The organism is Paraburkholderia dioscoreae (genome assembly GCF_902459535.1).
In the GTDB taxonomy this organism is placed as follows: Bacteria; Pseudomonadota; Gammaproteobacteria; order Burkholderiales; family Burkholderiaceae; genus Paraburkholderia; species Paraburkholderia dioscoreae.
In genome coordinates this window covers 881,578-899,350 of the sequence record NZ_LR699554.1, presented here as the reverse complement: position 1 = coordinate 899,350, position 17,773 = coordinate 881,578, and the positions used below count along the sequence as shown (strand labels likewise).

The 17,773-nt window shown below is 60.0% G+C and carries 16 protein-coding genes; 4 read left to right on the top strand and 12 right to left on the bottom strand.

The annotated features are described in order from the left end of the window. Nucleotides 1-206 precede the first annotated feature (206 nt). The 3 genes from PDMSB3_RS24190 to PDMSB3_RS24180 all read left to right on the top strand — a co-directional run bounded on the left by PDMSB3_RS24190 (nucleotide 207) and on the right by PDMSB3_RS24180 (nucleotide 2,604). On the top strand, nucleotides 207-791 hold the full coding sequence (locus tag PDMSB3_RS24190; protein ID WP_165189612.1) for an IMPACT family protein: 585 nt from the start codon (nucleotides 207-209) through the stop codon (nucleotides 789-791). 531 nt (nucleotides 792-1,322) lie between these two features. Continuing rightward, on the top strand, nucleotides 1,323-1,862 hold the full coding sequence (locus tag PDMSB3_RS24185; RefSeq protein ID WP_007176539.1) for a hypothetical protein: 540 nt from the start codon (nucleotides 1,323-1,325) through the stop codon (nucleotides 1,860-1,862). Between the two features lie 121 nt (nucleotides 1,863-1,983). Further along, a complete protein-coding gene (locus PDMSB3_RS24180; RefSeq protein ID WP_007176538.1) occupies nucleotides 1,984-2,604 on the top strand; it encodes a LysE family translocator in 621 nt (206 codons plus the stop codon). Between the two features lie 19 nt (nucleotides 2,605-2,623). Here PDMSB3_RS24180 and PDMSB3_RS24175 read toward each other — a convergent pair whose 3' ends face one another. The 12 genes from PDMSB3_RS24175 to PDMSB3_RS24120 all read right to left on the bottom strand — a co-directional run bounded on the left by PDMSB3_RS24175 (nucleotide 2,624) and on the right by PDMSB3_RS24120 (nucleotide 16,246). Then, nucleotides 2,624-3,043 (bottom strand): serine O-acetyltransferase, encoded by a 420-nt coding sequence (locus PDMSB3_RS24175; protein ID WP_007176537.1) that lies wholly within the window; start codon nucleotides 3,041-3,043, stop codon nucleotides 2,624-2,626. A gap of 44 nt (nucleotides 3,044-3,087) precedes the next feature. Then, nucleotides 3,088-3,687, bottom strand: a complete 600-nt coding sequence (locus PDMSB3_RS24170; RefSeq protein ID WP_327197039.1) for a WecB/TagA/CpsF family glycosyltransferase — start codon at nucleotides 3,685-3,687, stop codon at nucleotides 3,088-3,090. A 195-nt stretch (nucleotides 3,688-3,882) separates the two neighbouring features. Beyond that, nucleotides 3,883-4,584: a heparin lyase I family protein gene (locus PDMSB3_RS24165; protein WP_232064318.1), complete on the bottom strand. Its 702-nt coding sequence runs from the start codon at nucleotides 4,582-4,584 to the stop codon at nucleotides 3,883-3,885. A gap of 107 nt (nucleotides 4,585-4,691) precedes the next feature. Beyond that, nucleotides 4,692-5,846 carry a glycosyltransferase family 4 protein gene (locus PDMSB3_RS24160; protein ID WP_007176534.1) on the bottom strand — a complete coding sequence of 385 codons (1,155 nt, stop codon included), beginning with the start codon at nucleotides 5,844-5,846 and terminating at the stop codon, nucleotides 4,692-4,694. Beyond that, a complete protein-coding gene (locus tag PDMSB3_RS24155) occupies nucleotides 5,843-7,147 on the bottom strand; it encodes an O-antigen ligase family protein (RefSeq protein WP_007176533.1) in 1,305 nt (434 codons plus the stop codon). Before PDMSB3_RS24155 ends, PDMSB3_RS24160 begins: the two co-directional genes overlap by 4 nt. Further along, on the bottom strand, nucleotides 7,140-7,964 hold the full coding sequence (locus PDMSB3_RS24150; protein ID WP_232064425.1) for a glycosyltransferase family 25 protein: 825 nt from the start codon (nucleotides 7,962-7,964) through the stop codon (nucleotides 7,140-7,142). Before PDMSB3_RS24150 ends, PDMSB3_RS24155 begins: the two co-directional genes overlap by 8 nt. Beyond that, the gene (locus tag PDMSB3_RS24145) at nucleotides 7,964-9,265 is read right to left on the bottom strand and encodes a flippase (RefSeq protein ID WP_232064316.1); all 1,302 of its coding nucleotides are present in this window, start codon (nucleotides 9,263-9,265) and stop codon (nucleotides 7,964-7,966) included. Before PDMSB3_RS24145 ends, PDMSB3_RS24150 begins: the two co-directional genes overlap by 1 nt. Before the next feature lie 39 nt (nucleotides 9,266-9,304). Continuing rightward, nucleotides 9,305-10,549, bottom strand: coding sequence for a UDP-N-acetyl-D-mannosamine dehydrogenase (gene wecC / locus PDMSB3_RS24140; protein ID WP_007176530.1), 1,245 nt, complete (start codon nucleotides 10,547-10,549; stop codon nucleotides 9,305-9,307). A 276-nt stretch (nucleotides 10,550-10,825) separates the two neighbouring features. Continuing rightward, nucleotides 10,826-13,036: a polysaccharide biosynthesis tyrosine autokinase gene (locus PDMSB3_RS24135; protein WP_007176529.1), complete on the bottom strand. Its 2,211-nt coding sequence runs from the start codon at nucleotides 13,034-13,036 to the stop codon at nucleotides 10,826-10,828. Between the two features lie 3 nt (nucleotides 13,037-13,039). Next, nucleotides 13,040-13,462, bottom strand: a complete 423-nt coding sequence (locus PDMSB3_RS24130) for a low molecular weight protein-tyrosine-phosphatase (protein WP_232064424.1) — start codon at nucleotides 13,460-13,462, stop codon at nucleotides 13,040-13,042. Between the two features lie 11 nt (nucleotides 13,463-13,473). After that, nucleotides 13,474-14,574: a polysaccharide biosynthesis/export family protein gene (locus tag PDMSB3_RS24125; protein WP_084747660.1), complete on the bottom strand. Its 1,101-nt coding sequence runs from the start codon at nucleotides 14,572-14,574 to the stop codon at nucleotides 13,474-13,476. Nucleotides 14,575-14,830: 256 nt separating this feature from the next. Beyond that, nucleotides 14,831-16,246: an undecaprenyl-phosphate glucose phosphotransferase gene (locus tag PDMSB3_RS24120; RefSeq protein ID WP_007176526.1), complete on the bottom strand. Its 1,416-nt coding sequence runs from the start codon at nucleotides 16,244-16,246 to the stop codon at nucleotides 14,831-14,833. A gap of 461 nt (nucleotides 16,247-16,707) precedes the next feature. On the opposite strand from PDMSB3_RS24120, the gene PDMSB3_RS24115 reads away from it, so the two are divergent. Next, entirely contained in the window at nucleotides 16,708-17,685 is a 978-nt protein-coding gene (locus PDMSB3_RS24115; RefSeq protein WP_007176525.1) for a 2-dehydropantoate 2-reductase, read from the top strand. The last annotated feature ends 88 nt before the right edge of the window (nucleotides 17,686-17,773 follow it).

Sequence of the window (17,773 nt, the reverse complement as noted above, 5' to 3'; positions counted from 1 at the left end):
AGGGCGCACGCGTTCAGCAAAAGATTGTAGACGAAGGCGTGCAATTTCATTGGAGCGCGGCAGACGATAGTCACCACGGCGAAAAACACGGCGCTCAAGGCGCGCATGCGCCGCGACGCCAGATCCATCAGCAGGCGCCGATCCGTTACCATGACGGGCACGGTGCCGCACGCGGCCCGTATTTTTCATCCACCGAAGTCTTTGCCTTGCCCACTTATACCCTGCCCGCGCCGTTGAGCGCAGAACTCGAGATTCGCAAGAGCCGATTTATTGCGTATGCGATACCGGTCGCCGACCGCGACGCCGCGATGGCCGAATTGCGGCGTCTGCGCGACGAGCATCCCGCCGCGACGCATGTCTGCTGGGCGCTGCTGGCGGGCGGCCAGTCCGGCATGTCCGACGACGGCGAGCCGTCCGGCACCGCCGGCCGGCCGATTCTCGAAGTACTGCGGCATCACGATCTGGACGGTGTGCTGGCCGCCGTCGTGCGCTACTACGGCGGCGTGAAGCTCGGCGCCGGTGGACTCGTGCGCGCGTACACGGACGCGATCGCTTCGGCTTTACTGGATGCGCCGCGCGTCGAACGGATCGCTCAGGTTTCGCTGACCGTCGAAGTGAGCTACGCCGACGAAGCGAAAGTGCGCCGATGGATCGATGCCGAAGGCTATGCGCTTGTGGACAGCGCCTACGCGATGCTGGTGAAGATGACGATCCGCTTGCCCGTCAACGCGGTGGATAACGCCCAGCGAGCGCTGGTGGACATGACGCAGGGGAAAGCCGGGTTCTTCTGATGGCTCGACGATCCGCAGGCCAGACCGCTGCTCGCTTCTTTGCAACCCTCGCCTGACTATGCGAGCGGTTCGATCTCATAGCAGTCGCTGTTGCCGTTCGCCTGATCATTTGATATGTCATCCTGAGTACTTTCCGAGCCACGCGAGCAAGCCCTGTGCGTGTCCGATGCGCACAGTTTTCATGCGCCGCGGTTATTGTCGTGAGATAACGGCATTCGCATCGATTTGGCTCGGGCGCCGATCGATGCGTGGACGCCATCCTCTATTGACGCTGTGTCTCTTGCAGCGCCTGCTGGCTATGATGGGCACACCCGTTTAAACCTCCGCGAATCCGGGCCGCGACCTCATTAAGAGACGCACGGATCCAGGTCGCTGTTACCATGTCGTTTATTCCCCGGAATGACTCAATTTAAAAGGGTAATCCCTCTGACTTCGACCGCCGCTTTTTCCAGCACAGCGCCTGAGTCGCCGCATTGGAGCGCGCCTCTGCCGCAATCGCTCAGTCCTACCCATTCACCCCTGGCAACGACCATGCTCAAGGGATGCGGCACGATCGCGCTACCGCTGATGCTCTCTGCCTGCTCGTGGTCGTGGTTCGGCCTGAATAGCGCGCCGCGCGCGGCGGCGCATCCAACCGGCTGGCTCAGCGTCGCCCCCGCCCGTGACTTCCCCTACATGCCGGCCCGCAATGGACAGGTCTCACCGAACCGCATCGAAAACACGGCGATGACAGGCATCGTGCTCAAAGACGATATCAACGAAACCGTGCGCAACGGCATTGTGAACAGCCTGAAAATCGCCGGCTTTCATCTCGACTCGGGCAAACGGGTTCTCAGCGGAAGTATTGAAAAATTCACGGTGGACGACACGCGCTCCACAGCGTTCTGGACGCTGAAAATGCGTTATGTGGTAACTGATGCCACGACCCAAAAGGTCGTGTTTTCAACCACCAAAACGGTTAAACAGAAATCACCCAAATTCACCAATAACACCATCGCCATTGAAGACACGGTCAAGCTGAGCGTCGACGCGTTGATCGGCGATCCGGGCTTTGTCAAAGCGGTGAATTGAGGGCGCCGACCGCGTAGCCCCGGACCGGTTTCGCTACAATGAACTGGAGGAAGATATATCGCGCGGGCCGCCGTCTTGCCGTGTGATAGATCTCCAGCGTCCATTCACCGCGCGAGCCGTCATGTCCATCACCGCCTGGCTGTTCTTTCTGCCCGCCTGCTTCGCGATCAATCTCGCACCCGGGCCCAATAATCTGCTGTCGATCAATGTGGCGGCGCGCCATGGTTTCATGACCGCGTTCGTCGGCGGCACGGGTCGCCTGATCGCATTCGCCATGATGCTAGTGCTTGCAGCGACAGGCCTTGCAGTTGTGTTGCACGCGTCGGAGTGGTTCTTTCTCGCGATCAAGCTGGCCGGTGCCGCCTATCTGATCTGGCTCGCCATCCAGCTGTGGCGCAGCGACGCGCCTACCCTCGACACGGCACAGCAGCACGATGCCTCGCTTGCGCGGGTCACTCGGCGAGAGTTCCTCGTGGCCGCCGGCAACCCGAAGGCCATTCTGGTGTTCACCGCGTTCCTGCCGCAGTTCGTCGATATCGCCAAGCCTATGCTGCCGCAGTTCGCGGTGCTGGGTCTCAGTTTTCTGGTGCTGGAATGGTTTGCTATCGCGCTGTATTCGTGGGCGGGGATGTATCTCGGGAAATGGCTGGTGCGCGCGCGGGTTCGGAGGTGGTTTAATCGCTGCTGTGGGTGTTTTCTGGCGGCGATCGGGGTGGGGTTTTTGATGGCCAGGCGGGGGTGAGCACATACGGGCAAGGCATTCAACTGCCCTGCCGTGGCTTGACGATTCGAGCAGGGACGCCTGCCACCGTTACATTCGGCGGTACGTCGAACGTGACCACGGCATTCGCTCCGATCTTCACGTTCCGCCCAATCGTCACCGGCCCCAATATGCATGCGCCCGCGCCGATCAGAACGTTGTCCTCGATTATCGGCGCGCCAGGCTGGCCGCGGCCCCCAATTACCACGTTGGGTGCAATGACGATATCGTTACCTAGCACCGCGTGCCGGTGTACCACGATACCGAGCCCCTGATAGCCGAATATCACGTTGCGCCCCACTATTACCGACGGCGGCAAGGATACAGAAAAGACCACGCGGTTAAAAACCTTCAACGCCCAAGGCAGAAAAGGCACGTGCAGCCGATAAAGCAGATGCGCAATGCGATAAATGTGCAGCATGAAAAACTTCCCTTTCCACAGTCCGTGCAACTGGTCTACCCCGGCTACCGCTGGACGATCAAAGCCTTACCCAACATCAGTGCGAACTTGCTGTTCGTGACCAGATAGCGGCGCCACATACGACGCGGTTCCTGCAGGACACGGAAGAACCACTCCAGACCGGCTCTTTGCATCCACCGAGGCGCGCGGCTGACTTTACCGGCCACGACATCGAACGTTCCGCCAACCCCCATTACGAAATCGACACCGAGCGCGGCCTGCCAGCGGTTGATAAAATTTTCCTTGGTGGGCGAGGTAATCGCCACGAACAGCAGTCGTGCGCCTGACTCGCGGATCCGGTCGACAACGGATTGCTGGTCGTCGCCGAAATAACCGTGATGGTATCCGGCGATTTGCAGACCGGAATAGCGGGCTGTGCATATCGTGGCGACGCGTGTGACGACCTCATCGGTCGCGCCGAGCAGAAACACCGGAAGTCCAAGCTTCGCCGCCTCCGCCAGCAAGCGGTCGAATAGATCGACGCCGGCAACGCGCTCAGGCACCGCGTGACCAAGCATTCGCGCGGCCCAGATCACGCCCATCCCGTCGATATTGATCAGATCGCAATCCTGCACCGACTTTGCCAGTTCCTTGTCGGCCTGCATGTGTACGAGCTTCGCCACATTGACCACGACATGCTGGGTGAACTGCCTTGCATTGACGCGAGTTACGATTTCGGCAACCGTTTCGTCCATTGTCGCCGCATCCATCGGACATCCAAACACTTCAATACGCTTCATAACACCACTCTGTTAGTTCCCTGACACCCACCCATGAATAGCTTGCCGCGGGTGTAGTCTTTATTTCTTCGACACCGAGACCGGTCCATAAAACAACGTGATCTCGCTGACGTCCGACACCGAACTCTTCCACCCAGACTTGTACAGCCCCATTTTCAGATACGCGTCCTGTACGCCTATATAGGCGTTCGGCACCCCTTGCGACGCGAACACCAGATGTCCGTCCTTCCACAACTGAGTCGAAGCGTGGTAACCAGAATCGTCGGCAACATAGCGCAGCGACCAGTTGACCCACTTGTCCTTGTCAACGTCGGCGCAGCACAACCACTTGCCTGCGGAAACGGTCGCAGTATTCACCCCTCCCCGCTCCGAAATGGCGTACTGCTTACCCTGCAAACTCAGCGCGATTGTCGGGCCGCCCGTCCATTCGCCCTGGTGTACCTGAGTGATGATGACCGCCTGTTTGGCGTCGAAGGTAAATCCAACCGGTATGAGCGTGCTCCATCTGATCAGATAATCCGGTCCTTGCGAAAAACTCACCGCTTTCGGAAAGATCAATTCCGCGCGGGGCACGCCGTTCGCGATCCTCGAAAAGTCCTCGGATTGGAACATATGAACTCGTAAAGCCTTTCGTCCGCCCACCACGGGATCGTCGACCACGGTGATATCGCCGGGATTTGCCTGAACGCCGATGCCGGCATCGATACCGTGGTCCCATCCGGTCGAGAAAATCCTGTCATACGTGCTCGCCAACGCGGTCATTTGCGGATCGGTCCAGGCAATTCCGATATCCTGGGCGCGAGCAATACTTAAGGTTCCTAAAAGACAAATTAGCGTCAATCGATATGCCCATCTCTGCCTCATATAAGTCACGCCCCCCTGAATCCGCTTACTTGCCGATAACAACGAACATACTGACTGACAATCGCATCAACCGAATAACGGCTCAAGGCTCTTGATACCGCCTGCCGCCCCATCGCACGCGCAAGTTCAGGACTCTCCATCAAATGCCGGATTCTCTCCGCGAGTTCGTGTGCGTCGCCGCAACGGACGAGATAGCCTGTCACGCCCTCCTCGACCAGATCGAAGAATCCGCCGACGCGCGTGCCAATCACGGGGCGTCCGATAAACATCGCCTCCAGTGTCGAGATGCCGAACGCTTCAAAATGACTCGGCATGCAAAATACGGCCGCGTCGCGATAGAACGCGAGTTTTGCATCGCCCTGCAACCAGCCGACAAAGCGGACCTGGTCGCTTACGCCGTATTCGATCGCTGCGCGAGTCCACCTATCCGTATCGCCGGCACCGGCTAGCCGCAACTGAACCTTAAGGCCCTGCCGATTCAGCGCCGCAATCGCCCTCAGCAATTCGTCGAGCCCCTTACCTTCCGTGAATCTGCCGGCAAAGGCGACATATCGCGTCATGTCCGCGCCCTTCCCGTCCGAGGACTCGGGCAAAGCCGCACCGGCCGCCAACTCGGCGCTATACGCCGTATTCCCGATCACATACAGATTGTGCGTAATGCCTCGATGACCCTGGAGCTCTGACGCAATTGCCGACGACACAGCCACCACGGCGTCCGCCCCGCGAATGAAGCACGACACCGCTTTACGAGTAGTCGGTCCATTACTCGCCCAGAAATCCTGGAAATTACCCGCATGCAGATGAAAAATGGTCTTCTTGCCGAACAACCGGGCAAGAAGGTACAACAGGAATTTCCGATAGAACGACCCACGGACCGACACATGGAAATGAATCAGGTCAACACCTTTGAGCACCGCAAACAGAAAGCGAGGAATGTCGACTAGCGCAAAACACAGCAGCGATCTCATGCTCTGGAAACCATGTGTTTCGAAGATGGCCACAACGACGCCCGCATGCCGAAACCTCGCCCGCTGTGCGCCGAGTTCAGCGAGAACAGATGCAATGCCGCCTCGCTGACCTTGTCCCGGTCCCACGTGCAGCACGCGTAACGGCGCCGCTTCGTGAGACAGGTTTGGGTTATCGTCCTGGCGCTTACTCATCGTTCCACCTTTTCGTTAAAGGGCGGCGATGCCGCGGCGCGTTCGACGAGCACGGCGATCATGGCCAGGTACGGGCTGACGATCGCCGACACCAGCACGTGCCCCGCCGTGCAGGCCATTGCCATCAAGACGATATAAAACCACTTGCCGAAACCCGGCGCCGCACCGCATCCACGATGCAAAAATGCCTTCGCCACGCCCCACAAATAGAAGATGCCGACCGGCACACCCATCGCCAACATCAGATCCGGAACATCGATCTCAACCAGATAACGCACTACCGGATAACCGCCCGTGAACAGCGGGACATAGGCTTCCTTTGCTACTTCGTCCCATACGTTTGAAAACTTGACATCACGCCCGGACAAAATCATGGTAAATACTCCACCGTTGCCCGCGTGATCACGTTGATACATGAAATAATTCAGACTGAGATCGACGGCGCTTTGCACGCCCGGCAGCGACAGATAGACGGCCACCGTGACGCCAACCAGTACTGCAACGAGTGTCAATGCGCGGACGGTCGCTTGCGGCACCTTATGTCGGCAGTAGAAATATGAACATGTCATGGCAACCGCTCCGGCCATCGCCGCTTTGGTACCCACGAGGCAAGAGGCCAGCACGATGCTGCACACCAGCGCGCCATTCCACGCCGACCAGCCCGACTTCAAAACTCTCAACAGGCTGTAGCCCAGCCCCACGATCATCAGCGCGGATGCTTCGTTCTGTGCGTACACAATGCCCTTGTAGCCGGAACGGATCTGCGTTTCAGCCCAATAGCTACGAAACATATCGATCGAGAACATTGCGCCCGCCACGATCGCTAACGCGTAGGCAAGCAACGTGAACCGCATGATCGGTTCCAGCTTGCCGAGTTGCCGGTCGCTCATTCCCGAGAGGGCTGCGAGGCAAACAAAAAAGGAGAACGACTTGAGAACGAAAACCGTCTGCTGCACGAACTCTGCGCTCGACATATCCCCGAATGCGCACGTCCCAGCCGATGCCACGACCGCCAGCACGGCCAGCAGCGCCGTGCGCCAACTCGAGAGCCTCATCCGGCCGCTTGCCAACAGAATCAGTAGCAGCCCCGTCACCATGCTCCCGCGCACGAACAGCGAGTAGCGCGCCTCGCCGCCCGCAGCCTCGATTCCATGCGCGGCCCGGACTGACAGATAGTCAGCGAACGGCGACAGTGCGAGACCGCCGGCGAACACCATCCATATCAACGATCCCGGAAGCAGACGTGTCGGCTTCAGTACCGTCAATCCGCTTTGCCTGTGCAGAAATACGCTGTTAATCATGGCGCGCGCTTGCCGCTTCGTTTACCGGCGAAAACCGCTGCAACGCAACCACACTCCAACGCGCCGCGGTGCGTGCAAGACGTAGCGGCCAAAGCGCCACGTCATGCCAGGACGCGCGTGAACGTATATTCGCTCTACGCTCATCCTCGATACTGCTTGGCAACCGGTCAAAGTCTTCCCACACCGCGTACGGGCGCAATTCGACTACGCGAGCACCGCCTTCGTCGCGATGCCACGGCCAATCATCGAGCAGCGCGCCGAGTGGGCGTTCCGAGTATGCGAGGGCCCGACGGGCGGCGTGCGCCGAGATCCAGTAGCCCACGGCTCCCGACGTCCACTGTTTGAACGGGACACCGACACGCAGTCCGCCGACTCCGGTGACCCGTCTGAGCGGTTCATTGAAGTAGGTCCACGACGACGCGGTGCGGCGCAACTTGGATCGTCCCAGGAGAACAATGTCGGCAACGGCGGACAGTTCGGGCTCGTTCGCACGCAACACGTGTTCAAAGAAAGCCGGTTCGAGCATCGCATCGTCTTCGAGGACCACTGCGGCGCGCCCTGTCTCGACAATCTTGCGCCACACCGAACGATGGCTCATGAAGCACGCCACCTCTGCACGGGTCATCGAACGTCCGTAACGACGGCGAGCCGCAGCGTCGTCATAGACGGCATCCAGTTCGCTTTGCGCAAGCGAACGGCCATCCACTGCGTCCTCGATTCGAAATGCGGCGCCATGATCGGTCAAGAACCTGGCGATCGCGTCGCGACGGCCAGAACGGGACAGGGATATGACGTGAACGGGTACCAGGCTTTCCATCATCGAATCAACAGTTGGGTAAAGTGGTGGCGTAGCGATGGTTTGCCGAGGATCATCGCGACATATACAGCGAGCAGCGCTGCCTCTGCGGCGAGCACCGACACCGCAGCGCCCTCGGCGCCGAAACGCGGTGTCAGAACGATCGCCAGTCCGACGTTCAACGCGCCGGCGGCCAGCATCAACAACGAACGGGTACGGGCACTCCCGAATGGCACCAGCACCTGCAATCCGAGGAAATAAGCCAGGTTGCCGAATACCGTTGCCCCGCAAAGCAGCTTCAGCAGCGACGCCGAGCCGGCATAGCCCGCACCCAATATCAACGCAGTAAGAGGCACCGACGCACAGGCGATGACAGCCAGGCCGGCAAGTGTCGTCGCCACAGTGGCAAGTGCGCCGATAACCGTAAGCCGCGCAGCCGAGCGGGGCTGCGCCTTGAACAACGAAGCGATGCGCGGGTAGCAAACCGTGTTGATTTGAGCCGGCACCATGTTGGCCACGGTTTTGAGCTTGTCGGCGGCCGTATAGATGCCCACCTGATACGGCGTTGCCATTGACGCGAGAATGACCGCGTTGGTAACGCCGAAAAGACTCGCTGACGCCGACGAGACGAACATGTCGGCGCTTTCCCTGACGCGCTGGCAAACCGAGCGTACCGAGGCCGAGGGAAGACGCAACACACCCATGCGCCGTGCGGCAACCAGAGAGAACAGGCCGGTCAGAACCGCCGCTCCTCCCTGGATTCCCGCCGCGAAAGCAACGTCGCCACTATCGCGAACGAAGATGAACGTCAGCGGTAACGCCGCAAAGCGTCCCGCCAACGCCACTGTCGCAAACACCGGGAAGCGCTCCAATCCTTGCAACAGCCAGTTCAACGTAAAGACATTCCCGATCGCCATCGGCCACGCGGCGAGTACCACGGGAAGAACCGAAGCCAGCTTTCGATCAAAGTGCGCGACGACCAGTAGCACCGCAAACGAGAGTGCGCATAGGCATCCCTTCGCGGTCATCGTCGACCAGACGAGCTCGTTAAGCGCCTCCGGTCGCTCCCGGCGTTCGACTACCGCCTTGGGACCACTGAGAAAAAACCCCCACTCCGTCACCAGCATTCCGTACGTGGCGACCGCCATCGCATACCCGAGCACGCCGAAATTCGCCGCGCCGAGCACACGCGTCAGATACGGAAACGTCGCCAGCGGCACGAGGTAATTCCCGATCTGCCACACCATCATGGCGAGGAAGTTCGTGCGGATGCGCGGCGCCTTCACTGCCGGCTCCGCGCGCGTTGCATATTGATCGCTCAATCGATGCCTCTGCGTGCGGGCCTTGAAGAACACGACGGCTTACGCATGCGCCAGAACGCCGCGCGTATCGATCACGACCTTCGCCTGGAATCGAACCGGATCCACGCGCCGGAACTGCGCGTGATCGACCAGAATGACGATAATGTCCGCCTCCAGCAGCGCTTCGTTCAATTCGCAGAGCCTGACCTTGCCGTCGAGCGCCGCGGGCAACGTTCTGACATTGGGTTCGACCACCACCACCTGGCCCGCGAATCGCTCCGCGAGTTCGTCGGCGATTTCGACCGCCGGACTTTCGCGCAGGTCGTCGATATTCGCCTTGAAAGCCAGCCCGAGGCACGCAATCACCGGATCCTTGAAGCGTCGCGCCGCGCGTTCGACGCGGTCGATCACATAGCCCGGCTTGGAGTCGTTGACCGTTCGCGCGGTACGAATCAGGCGCGCCTGCTCCGGTGCGGAATCCACGATGAACCAGGGGTCGACGGCAATGCAATGACCGCCCACGCCGGGCCCCGGCTGCAGGATGCTCACGCGCGGATGCCGGTTCGCAAGGCGAATCAACTCCCACACGTTGATATCGAGCTTGTCGCAGATAATCGAGAGTTCGTTGGCAAAGGCGATGTTGACGTCGCGGAACGAATTCTCGGTGAGCTTGCACATCTCGGCTGTCCGGGCATCCGTCAGGATGCAATCGCCGCGCACGAAGCTTTGATAGAGTTCGCGCGCCAACTCGCTGCACCGGGGCGTCATGCCGCCGATTACGCGGTCGTTCTCAACCAGTTCCCGAATCACGTGACCGGGCAGCACGCGCTCCGGACAATGAGCGATGCGGATATCCGATTGTTCGCCTGCCTGTTGCGGAAAAGTGAGATCGGGACGCACTTGCGCCATCCAGGCTGCCATCTGTTCGGTCGTGCCGACCGGCGAAGTCGATTCGAGCACCACCAGATCGCCCTTCTTGAGCACCGGCGCGATCGCCTGGCTCGCCGCCTCGACGAAGCGGAGGTCCGGCTTGTAGCCGTCCGAGAAAGGTGTCGGCACGGCAATCAGAAACGCATCCGCAGGCTCGGGCGTGATCGTTGCGCGCAGATAGCCTTGCGTTACCGCCGCGTGCACCAGCATGTCGAGCTCTGGCTCGACAATGTGAATGGCGCCGCGGTTGATCGTGTCGACCGCATGCTGGCTGACGTCCACGCCAATGACGCGCTTGCGGCGTGCTGCAAATGCGGCCGCTGTTGGAAGTCCAATGTAGCCGAGGCCAACCACCGAAACAGTTTCAAAATCCATTTCTTTCCTATATCCGTAAGCAGATTGCGTTCGCTCAGACCGCTAGAGCCGAACTGAAACGTTTTGCAAATAACGCATTGGCAATGCGAGGGCAGGCATGGTCATCGCCATATGGACGATGGGTTTCATCACACCTGCGTCGAAGACTTCTTTCGGAAGATGCGCGAAATCCGTTTGTTCATAGGCGAGCCGTGCACTGATCGCGCGTCGTGAAATGACGCGCGACGATCTTCGTGGAAGGCCCTGTTTCAGTCCGGGCTGATTTGTTGAAATCCATTACCTGGCCTTCTGCGCCCCATACTCGGAGAACGCGCCGTATGTACTGGCTCGCAGGGGTACGCCGTTCAACAGGACTCCATCGACTGCACGGCCGGCGCTACTCAGTTGACGCGCGCTTTCCTGGAGCTCGGCGGCCGAGTGACGTCCGTGACGGACCACGAGCAATGTCAGGCCTGCATGTTTGCCGACCAGCACCGGGTCGGTCACAGCCAGAACCGGTGGCGAATCCACGATCACTACGTCGTACTGCTTGCTGAACTGTGCGAGCAATCTGCCGAAGGAATCGCTCATCAGCATTTCAGCCGGACTAGAGGCCACACTGCCGCTCGTCAATACGTCGAGGTTCGGCAGAACCTGGCGGTGGACGGCGCTGGAGGGCTCGACTCCGCCGATCACATCGGACAGGCCCGGCTTACTGGGAAGCGAGAAGTATCTGTGCACGTTGCCCCGACGCATGTCCGAGTCGATCAACAGCACGCGCTTGCCGCCTGCCGATAGCACCGCCGACAGGTTCACCGAGAGGAACGACTTGCCGACGCCTGGCCGCGGCCCCGTCAACATCACGATGTTGTTGTGCGATTTGAGCAAACCGAATTGCAATGCCGTTCTCAAACTGCGGATTCCCTCGACCGCGATATCGTCGGGCTGAACCGCCGCAAGCACGTTCAATCCCGGAGCGCCGCCACACGCCGCCTGCTGTAGCGCCCGCTGCCGCGTGCTCTTCGAGACGATCGCGTACACCGGCACACCCACTGCGCCTTCTATTTCCGACGGCGTCTCCAAGCCTCGATTCAGCGTGCCGCGCACAAATGCGATGGAGCATCCGAGCAGCAAACCGATAACGCCTGCCAATGCAATCACCAGGGTTTTCTTCGGCTTGACGGACCTTTCGGCCACCTCCGCATAGTCGACGGTGCGAACGTTACCCAGTTGACCCGCCTTCAGGACATGCAATTGCTGCGTGCTATCCAGCAGCTTCGTGTACAGGTCCGTATCAACCCGCACGTCGCGCATCAGACGGAGCGCCTGTTGTTGCACATTCGGCAGGGCCGCGACTTTTTCGTTGAAAGCACCCTGCCGTTTTTTCAGATCCGCGATCTGGGCGTCGATGGCCTGCACGGAGGGATGTTCCGCCGTGTACCGTTGCGCAAGCGCGGAACGTTGTTGTTGCAACTCGACTAACCTGGTCTGGCTATCGACGATCGACTGCAGGAGAAGTCTGCCTTCGGCCTCCAGATCGACAGTGCCGTTCCGGGTACGGAACGCGTTATATTTCGCCTCGGCTTCGTCGAGGTCCGCGCGCAACTGGGGGAGTTGTTCACCGAGGAACTGCAACATCTGCTGCGCCTGCGCGGACTTTCTGTCCACATTTCGCTGAACATAAATGCTCGCAATACGGTTGACGGTCGCAGCGGTCCTCGCAGCGTCCGCGCCTTCCAGCGAGATTGCGACAATGCCCGACTGTTTCGCCTTCTCGCTGATATCGAGTGCACTTTGCAAATCCGCTGCCGTCAGTTGCGTCGAAGCCCTCGCCAGATTGAACGACGTACCGGCGCGCGCAACCATGCGGTTCACCCTTAGTTGCACCAGCCCATACCGCGTCTTGCCCTGCGCCGCGACGCCGACAGCGCCGTGTAACACCGGTCGGCCATCGGGATCGTGGAGTTCGAACGTCTGGTTCGGTCCCACCATCAATTTGAAAAACCGGTCGTAGAGCGCGGCGGGGACGTCGAATTGCGTCACCTCCAGACTCTCGCCGCCCCACGCGAAAGTACTCATCCCCAAGATGGGATTCGCGGGAGCGCTTGCGGGCATATACCGTGCGACAAGCGCGCCGATTAGCGGAAATCGGTACGGCGTTGCCTTGACGTCAAGATGCAAACTTCGGACCGCTTCTTCGACCACCATTCGCGAACGGATCAGCTCAATTTCAGCGTCGGTCGACGCCTTGCTCTGGAACAACGACGCAAGATCGCCGAGCTTGTCGTTGAGCGTCTCGCTGCCGGGGTCGCTGTCGACCTGAATCATCACATCGGCTTTGTACAACGGCGTGGCGACGAACGCATAGGCCACGCCGAGAAACAGCATTGCCGCAGTGATCAACGCAATCAGAAGCCGATTCTCGCCCAACAGGCCAATGACCTCGGACAGCGTGATTTCCTTTTCGCCTGGCGCTTCGGCCGAGCGTTCCTGATCAAGTAATTTCATGATTCAATGCATCAGCCTGGCAAGGTCTTCGCACCATTTCAAAACGCTGTGCTCGATTTGCGCGAAGGCCAGTTCAAAAATGACGCGATGCCGCTGATACGGATCCACAATATCGAGTTGCTCATGTTCGCCCAACCGGAAAACCTTTCCCCTGGCGGATGGGAATCGATCGAGAATCAATGCGCGCTGGATGCCGGTCATGGTTAGCACGACATCTGCCGCGCGCACGTGTTCGTTGCTCAGTGCCGCGGCCACATGACCGCTAATATCCATGCCGTGCTCGCGCGCAACCTGAACCGCCAGCGGATCCGCATGCCTGCCAACGAGCGCACGCGTACCCGCGGAACTCACCGAGACGCGCGGCAAAGCCCGCTCGAGAAGTGCCCGCGCCACCGGGCTCCGGCAAACATTGCCCTCGCATACCATCAAAATCCGGGTCATTTCGCAATCACCCCCGCAGTCAGCCCCGTGCTGATCAACGGCATCAACAGACTCAGCACACGGTTGAAGCGAACCAGGCCGCTGCCGTCCACATACACCACGTCTTTCGGTTGCAATTCGAAATCCTTGGCGAGCAGCATCGCGACCGGCGAATGGCCGTCGAGGTGGAACACCTGCGGCGATCCTGTCAGCGAGCCGCGGATCACGAACATCTGTGCAGCGTCGGCGGTCGAAGCATTCACGCTGCCGGCCTGTGAAAGCGCGTCGGCCAGCGTCATGCGCCCGGTTCGGCGCGGAATCGCGGAGACAGGCTTGTTCACTTCCCCCATCACGTATGCGCCGTTTTCGTCACGCGACACCACGCGCAGCAGATCGCCGGGTTTCAGATAGAGGCGCGACGGGCTCAATCCCTGTGCAAGCATCTGCGTCAGGTTCACGCGATAAGACCGTTCGCCGCGCACCAGAACCAGGTCGCTCTGGTCGGCGGCTTCGCTGAATCCACCGGCGCGGCCGACTGCTTCGTAAAGCGTCATGGGGACGTCGTTGACAGCCAGTGCGCCGGGGCTGTGCACTTCTCCATCGACATACACCTGGTGCGCGCGATAAGACGCCATGCGTACAGTGACTTGCGGCTTGACTAAATATCTGCCAAGCGCGCCGCTCAAGCGTTGCTGTATCTCTTCGGTGCGCAGACCGGCTACGCGCAGCGTGCCCGCATACGGAAATGTCAGGCTGCCGTTCTGATCGACGACGAATCCAGCAAGCGGATCGCCGGGCCGCGAGGAGGATTGCGTTTGCGAAGACCCGAGCGCCGCCGCGAATTCCGGATGATCCCAAACGACAATTTGCAGTACATCGCCCGCCCCAACCGTGTAAGCCTGGGGCTCCCCCGAGAGCAATTGCGATAGTTCGAGTTGCTGCTGTTTCCGGCTTCGAGCCAGTTGCGAGAGCAACTCCGCATCGACCTCGGTAATAGCGATGTCCGGCGTGCCAGCCGTTGCATCGGCCTTTTCGCTTATTGCACCTTGCACCGCTTCTCCGGCAATGCTCGACGTACCGGATGCACCCGACGTGCCCTGCACACGCGACGTTTCCATTCGCATACCCGGCGCCACCGCACATGCACTGCTCAACACGGCCACCGCCGTCGTCAAAACCCCAAGCCTGAACGCCGGCCGGGTCAAAAATACCGCTAACATCGTACTCAACCTATTCAGGAAAACGTGCCGAAGCCACGTTCTCGCTGCCCACCATCGGGCAGATTTGATTCATGTTCCACTGGGATATGCATCATCTTTCCAATCAGTAGTACTTCATAATCGATCTGATTGAAGGCAATCTTGACGACGCATTTCAATATGCATTCCGATGCAGCAACCCCCTCACCACCGTGGCAAAAACAATGCGCATATCCAACCCGAACGACCAGTTACGCAAGTAGTACAGATCGTGTTCCACGCGCGCCTGCATCTTTTCGATCCGATCCGTCTCGCCGCGAAAGCCATTCACCTGAGCCCACCCGGTGATGCCCGGTTTAATCCGGTAGCGATGGATATAACCGTCGACGATGCTCCGGTACTCGTCGTCGTGTTCGATCGCGTGCGGCCGTGGCCCTACTACCGACATTTCGCCGCGCAACACATTCAGAAACTGCGGCAACTCATCAAGACTCGTACGACGCAGAAACGCGCCCACCCGAGTGACGCGCGGATCACCGCGCGTGGCCTGGCGAACCACACCGGGCCGCGCCGCGTGCTCGCGCATGGAACGAAACTTGTAAATGCTGAAGACACGCCCGTCCGCGCCTTTGCGCCGCTGGGTAAACAACACCGGCCCCTTCGACGTCGCCTTGACCGCAACGGCAATCGAGAGCATCACCGGCGCCAACGCCAGTAACGCGGCGATCGCAAACAGCCGGTCGAATACCGCTTTCTGAATCAGGGCGTACGGTGTCATCGGCGAGGCCATCAGATTGATGGCCGGCGCGCCGATCAGATCGATCACGTTCCGATCGAACATTGCAAGACTGCGCACGTCAGGAATGAAGCGCACATTGACGAGGTCGCCGCTGAATTCGTCGATGATCCGCAATACGGTGTCCTCTTCCGACATCGGCAATGCGAGCCACACCTCTTCGATCTGTTCACGGCGCACCCAGTCCGCGAATTCCCGCAGACGCCCGAACGACGGCAAGCCGGGAAAATCCGACTCGCTTGCCTGCCGCGTGTTGAATGTGGCAACGGCCCGAAAGCCCGCGTCCGGCGACCGCACAATGTTGGCGATAACCCGGTCGCGATGCGCCCCGGCACCCACCACCGCCACCATTCGCAGATTCTCTCCTGCCCGCCTCAGGCGGCCGAGGACCGCATGCACCAGCAACCGTGAAGCGACCAGCCCAACCGCCGTGATCGCGGTCCAACTCAAGCACCAGAGCCGGGACACAGACGAGGCACGGTGAAGCAGGAACAACACCGCGAGACCGCAAACCTGCACCGCGATCCAGCCAAGTACGATGCTGATACTCAGACGCCATTTCGAGCGGCCGCGCCATGAGTCGTACACGCCGAACCACGGCAGCAGCAAAATGGCGAAGGCCATGTCGAACGCGACGAAAGCACCCTCAAGGATCGACAGCCCCGCGTGGGGCGTAAGCCCGAACGAGGCCAGCGCCGCCCCCAAAGCGATCAGCATCACGTCGAGCAGACGAGCCAGTACGCTGTCCACGTCCGCGAAATTCCGGCTGGCAGGTTGACGAATTGCCGTTCGCATTGAGCTTGCCCTAGCACCCGGTAGCGTTGCGGCGCTGAACGCCGGCTTCGACGCTGAGTAACCGGTTCACCGGTGCCACATGCGCAAACATGACGGAATAGTCCAAAACAATTCTCGGCTTCATGGCATCACTCTCAATACGGTCCGTTTGCAATGCCAACCGAATGCATCACTTTTCAAAGAGATCGCATTCTGCGCCCATCAGGATTGCCCAAAAACGGGAAATTTCCGAATCAACCGCTGCATTCGTCAGCTTCCGAGTCCAGTTTTCGGATCGGCTCTGAAATATCTAAAGCAGTCCGGTCTCTCGCTGTCCATAACCTATCCCTAATGGACTCGTCGAGAAACTTTAACTATCTGCAATTTTCACGCGCCCTTATCCTCGAACACTGACCCAGAGACCGTGCGCGGCGACATACGGCACCGGGCAAGCGACTATTCATCGTCAGAGGAGCGGCATCATGAAGATCTGTATCTTCGGAGCGGGAGCGATCGGCGGCTTGATGGGTGTGCAACTCGCCCGCGCCGGCGCGGATGTGAGTTTCGTCGCGCGCGGCGCGCATCTCGCAGCCATGCGCGAACATGGCGCGCGTCTGATCATGGACGGCGAAACGTTCAGTTCGCCGGTGCGCTGCACGTCCGACCCGAGCGAGCTCGGTGTGCAGGACTTCGTGATCGTCACGCTGAAAGCGCATTCGCTGCCCGGCATGGTCGACGCCATGCAGCCGCTGCTCGGCAAACACACGGCGATCGTCACGGGCGTCAATGGCATTCCGTATTGGTACTTCTATCAGCACGGCGGCAGGTTCGCGGGCACGCGCCTCGCCAGCGTCGACCCGGACGGCGGTCAATGGACGAAACTCGGCCCTGAGCGGGCGATCGGCTGCGTGCTGTATCCCGCCGCCGAAATCGTCGAACCCGGCGTCATCAAGCATGTATACGGCAAGAAATTCCCGATCGGCGAGCCGAGCGGAGAGCGCACACCGCGCATTCAGCAATTGCACGAAGTCATGCAGGCGGCCGGTTTCGACGCGCCGATTCGCGACAATATCCGCGACGAAATCTGGCTCAAGCTATGGGGCAACCTGTGCTTCAATCCGATCAGCGCATTGACGCATGCCACGCTCGACGTGCTCACCAGCGACCCCGGCACGCGCGCCGTGTCGCGCACGATGATGCTGGAAGCCAAGCGCATTGCGGACCAATTCGGCGTGCACTTTCGCGTGGATGTGGAAAAGCGCATTGACGGCGCGGGTGCGGTCGGCGCGCATAAGACCTCGACCCTGGTGGACCTGGAGAATCGTCGGCCGATGGAGATCGATCCGCTCTTGACCGTCGTGCAGGAAATGGGACGCCTCGTTGCCGAGCCCACGCCGACCATCGACGTGGTGCTGGCACTCGTCAAATTGCGCGAACGGATGGCGTTGCAAGGGAATTGAGATTCCGAAGGAAGCGTCAGAAGACTTTTTCCACCAGACGGCCGCAAGCAAAAGAGGATCGAATGCTACGCGCATTCGGTCCTCTTTT

Excerpts from the sequence above, each read along its gene's own strand:
- PDMSB3_RS24185 (WP_007176539.1), top strand. The coding sequence starts at position 1,323 with ATGCTCAAGGGATGCGGCACGATCGCGCTACCGCTGATGCTCTCTGCC.
- PDMSB3_RS24180 (WP_007176538.1), top strand. The coding sequence starts at position 1,984 with ATGTCCATCACCGCCTGGCTGTTCTTTCTGCCCGCCTGCTTCGCGATC.
- PDMSB3_RS24175 (WP_007176537.1), bottom strand. The coding sequence starts at position 3,043 with ATGCTGCACATTTATCGCATTGCGCATCTGCTTTATCGGCTGCACGTG.
- PDMSB3_RS24170 (WP_327197039.1), bottom strand. The coding sequence starts at position 3,687 with ATGCAGGCCGACAAGGAACTGGCAAAGTCGGTGCAGGATTGCGATCTG.
- PDMSB3_RS24165 (WP_232064318.1), bottom strand. The coding sequence starts at position 4,584 with ATGACCGCGTTGGCGAGCACGTATGACAGGATTTTCTCGACCGGATGG.
- PDMSB3_RS24160 (WP_007176534.1), bottom strand. The coding sequence starts at position 5,846 with ATGAGTAAGCGCCAGGACGATAACCCAAACCTGTCTCACGAAGCGGCG.
- PDMSB3_RS24155 (WP_007176533.1), bottom strand. The coding sequence starts at position 7,147 with ATGATTAACAGCGTATTTCTGCACAGGCAAAGCGGATTGACGGTACTG.
- PDMSB3_RS24150 (WP_232064425.1), bottom strand. The coding sequence starts at position 7,964 with ATGGAAAGCCTGGTACCCGTTCACGTCATATCCCTGTCCCGTTCTGGC.
- wecC (WP_007176530.1), bottom strand. The coding sequence starts at position 10,549 with ATGGATTTTGAAACTGTTTCGGTGGTTGGCCTCGGCTACATTGGACTT.
- PDMSB3_RS24135 (WP_007176529.1), bottom strand. The coding sequence starts at position 13,036 with ATGAAATTACTTGATCAGGAACGCTCGGCCGAAGCGCCAGGCGAAAAG.
- PDMSB3_RS24130 (WP_232064424.1), bottom strand. The coding sequence starts at position 13,462 with ATGGTATGCGAGGGCAATGTTTGCCGGAGCCCGGTGGCGCGGGCACTT.
- PDMSB3_RS24125 (WP_084747660.1), bottom strand. The coding sequence starts at position 14,574 with ATGGAAACGTCGCGTGTGCAGGGCACGTCGGGTGCATCCGGTACGTCG.
- PDMSB3_RS24120 (WP_007176526.1), bottom strand. The coding sequence starts at position 16,246 with ATGCGAACGGCAATTCGTCAACCTGCCAGCCGGAATTTCGCGGACGTG.
- PDMSB3_RS24115 (WP_007176525.1), top strand. The coding sequence starts at position 16,708 with ATGAAGATCTGTATCTTCGGAGCGGGAGCGATCGGCGGCTTGATGGGT.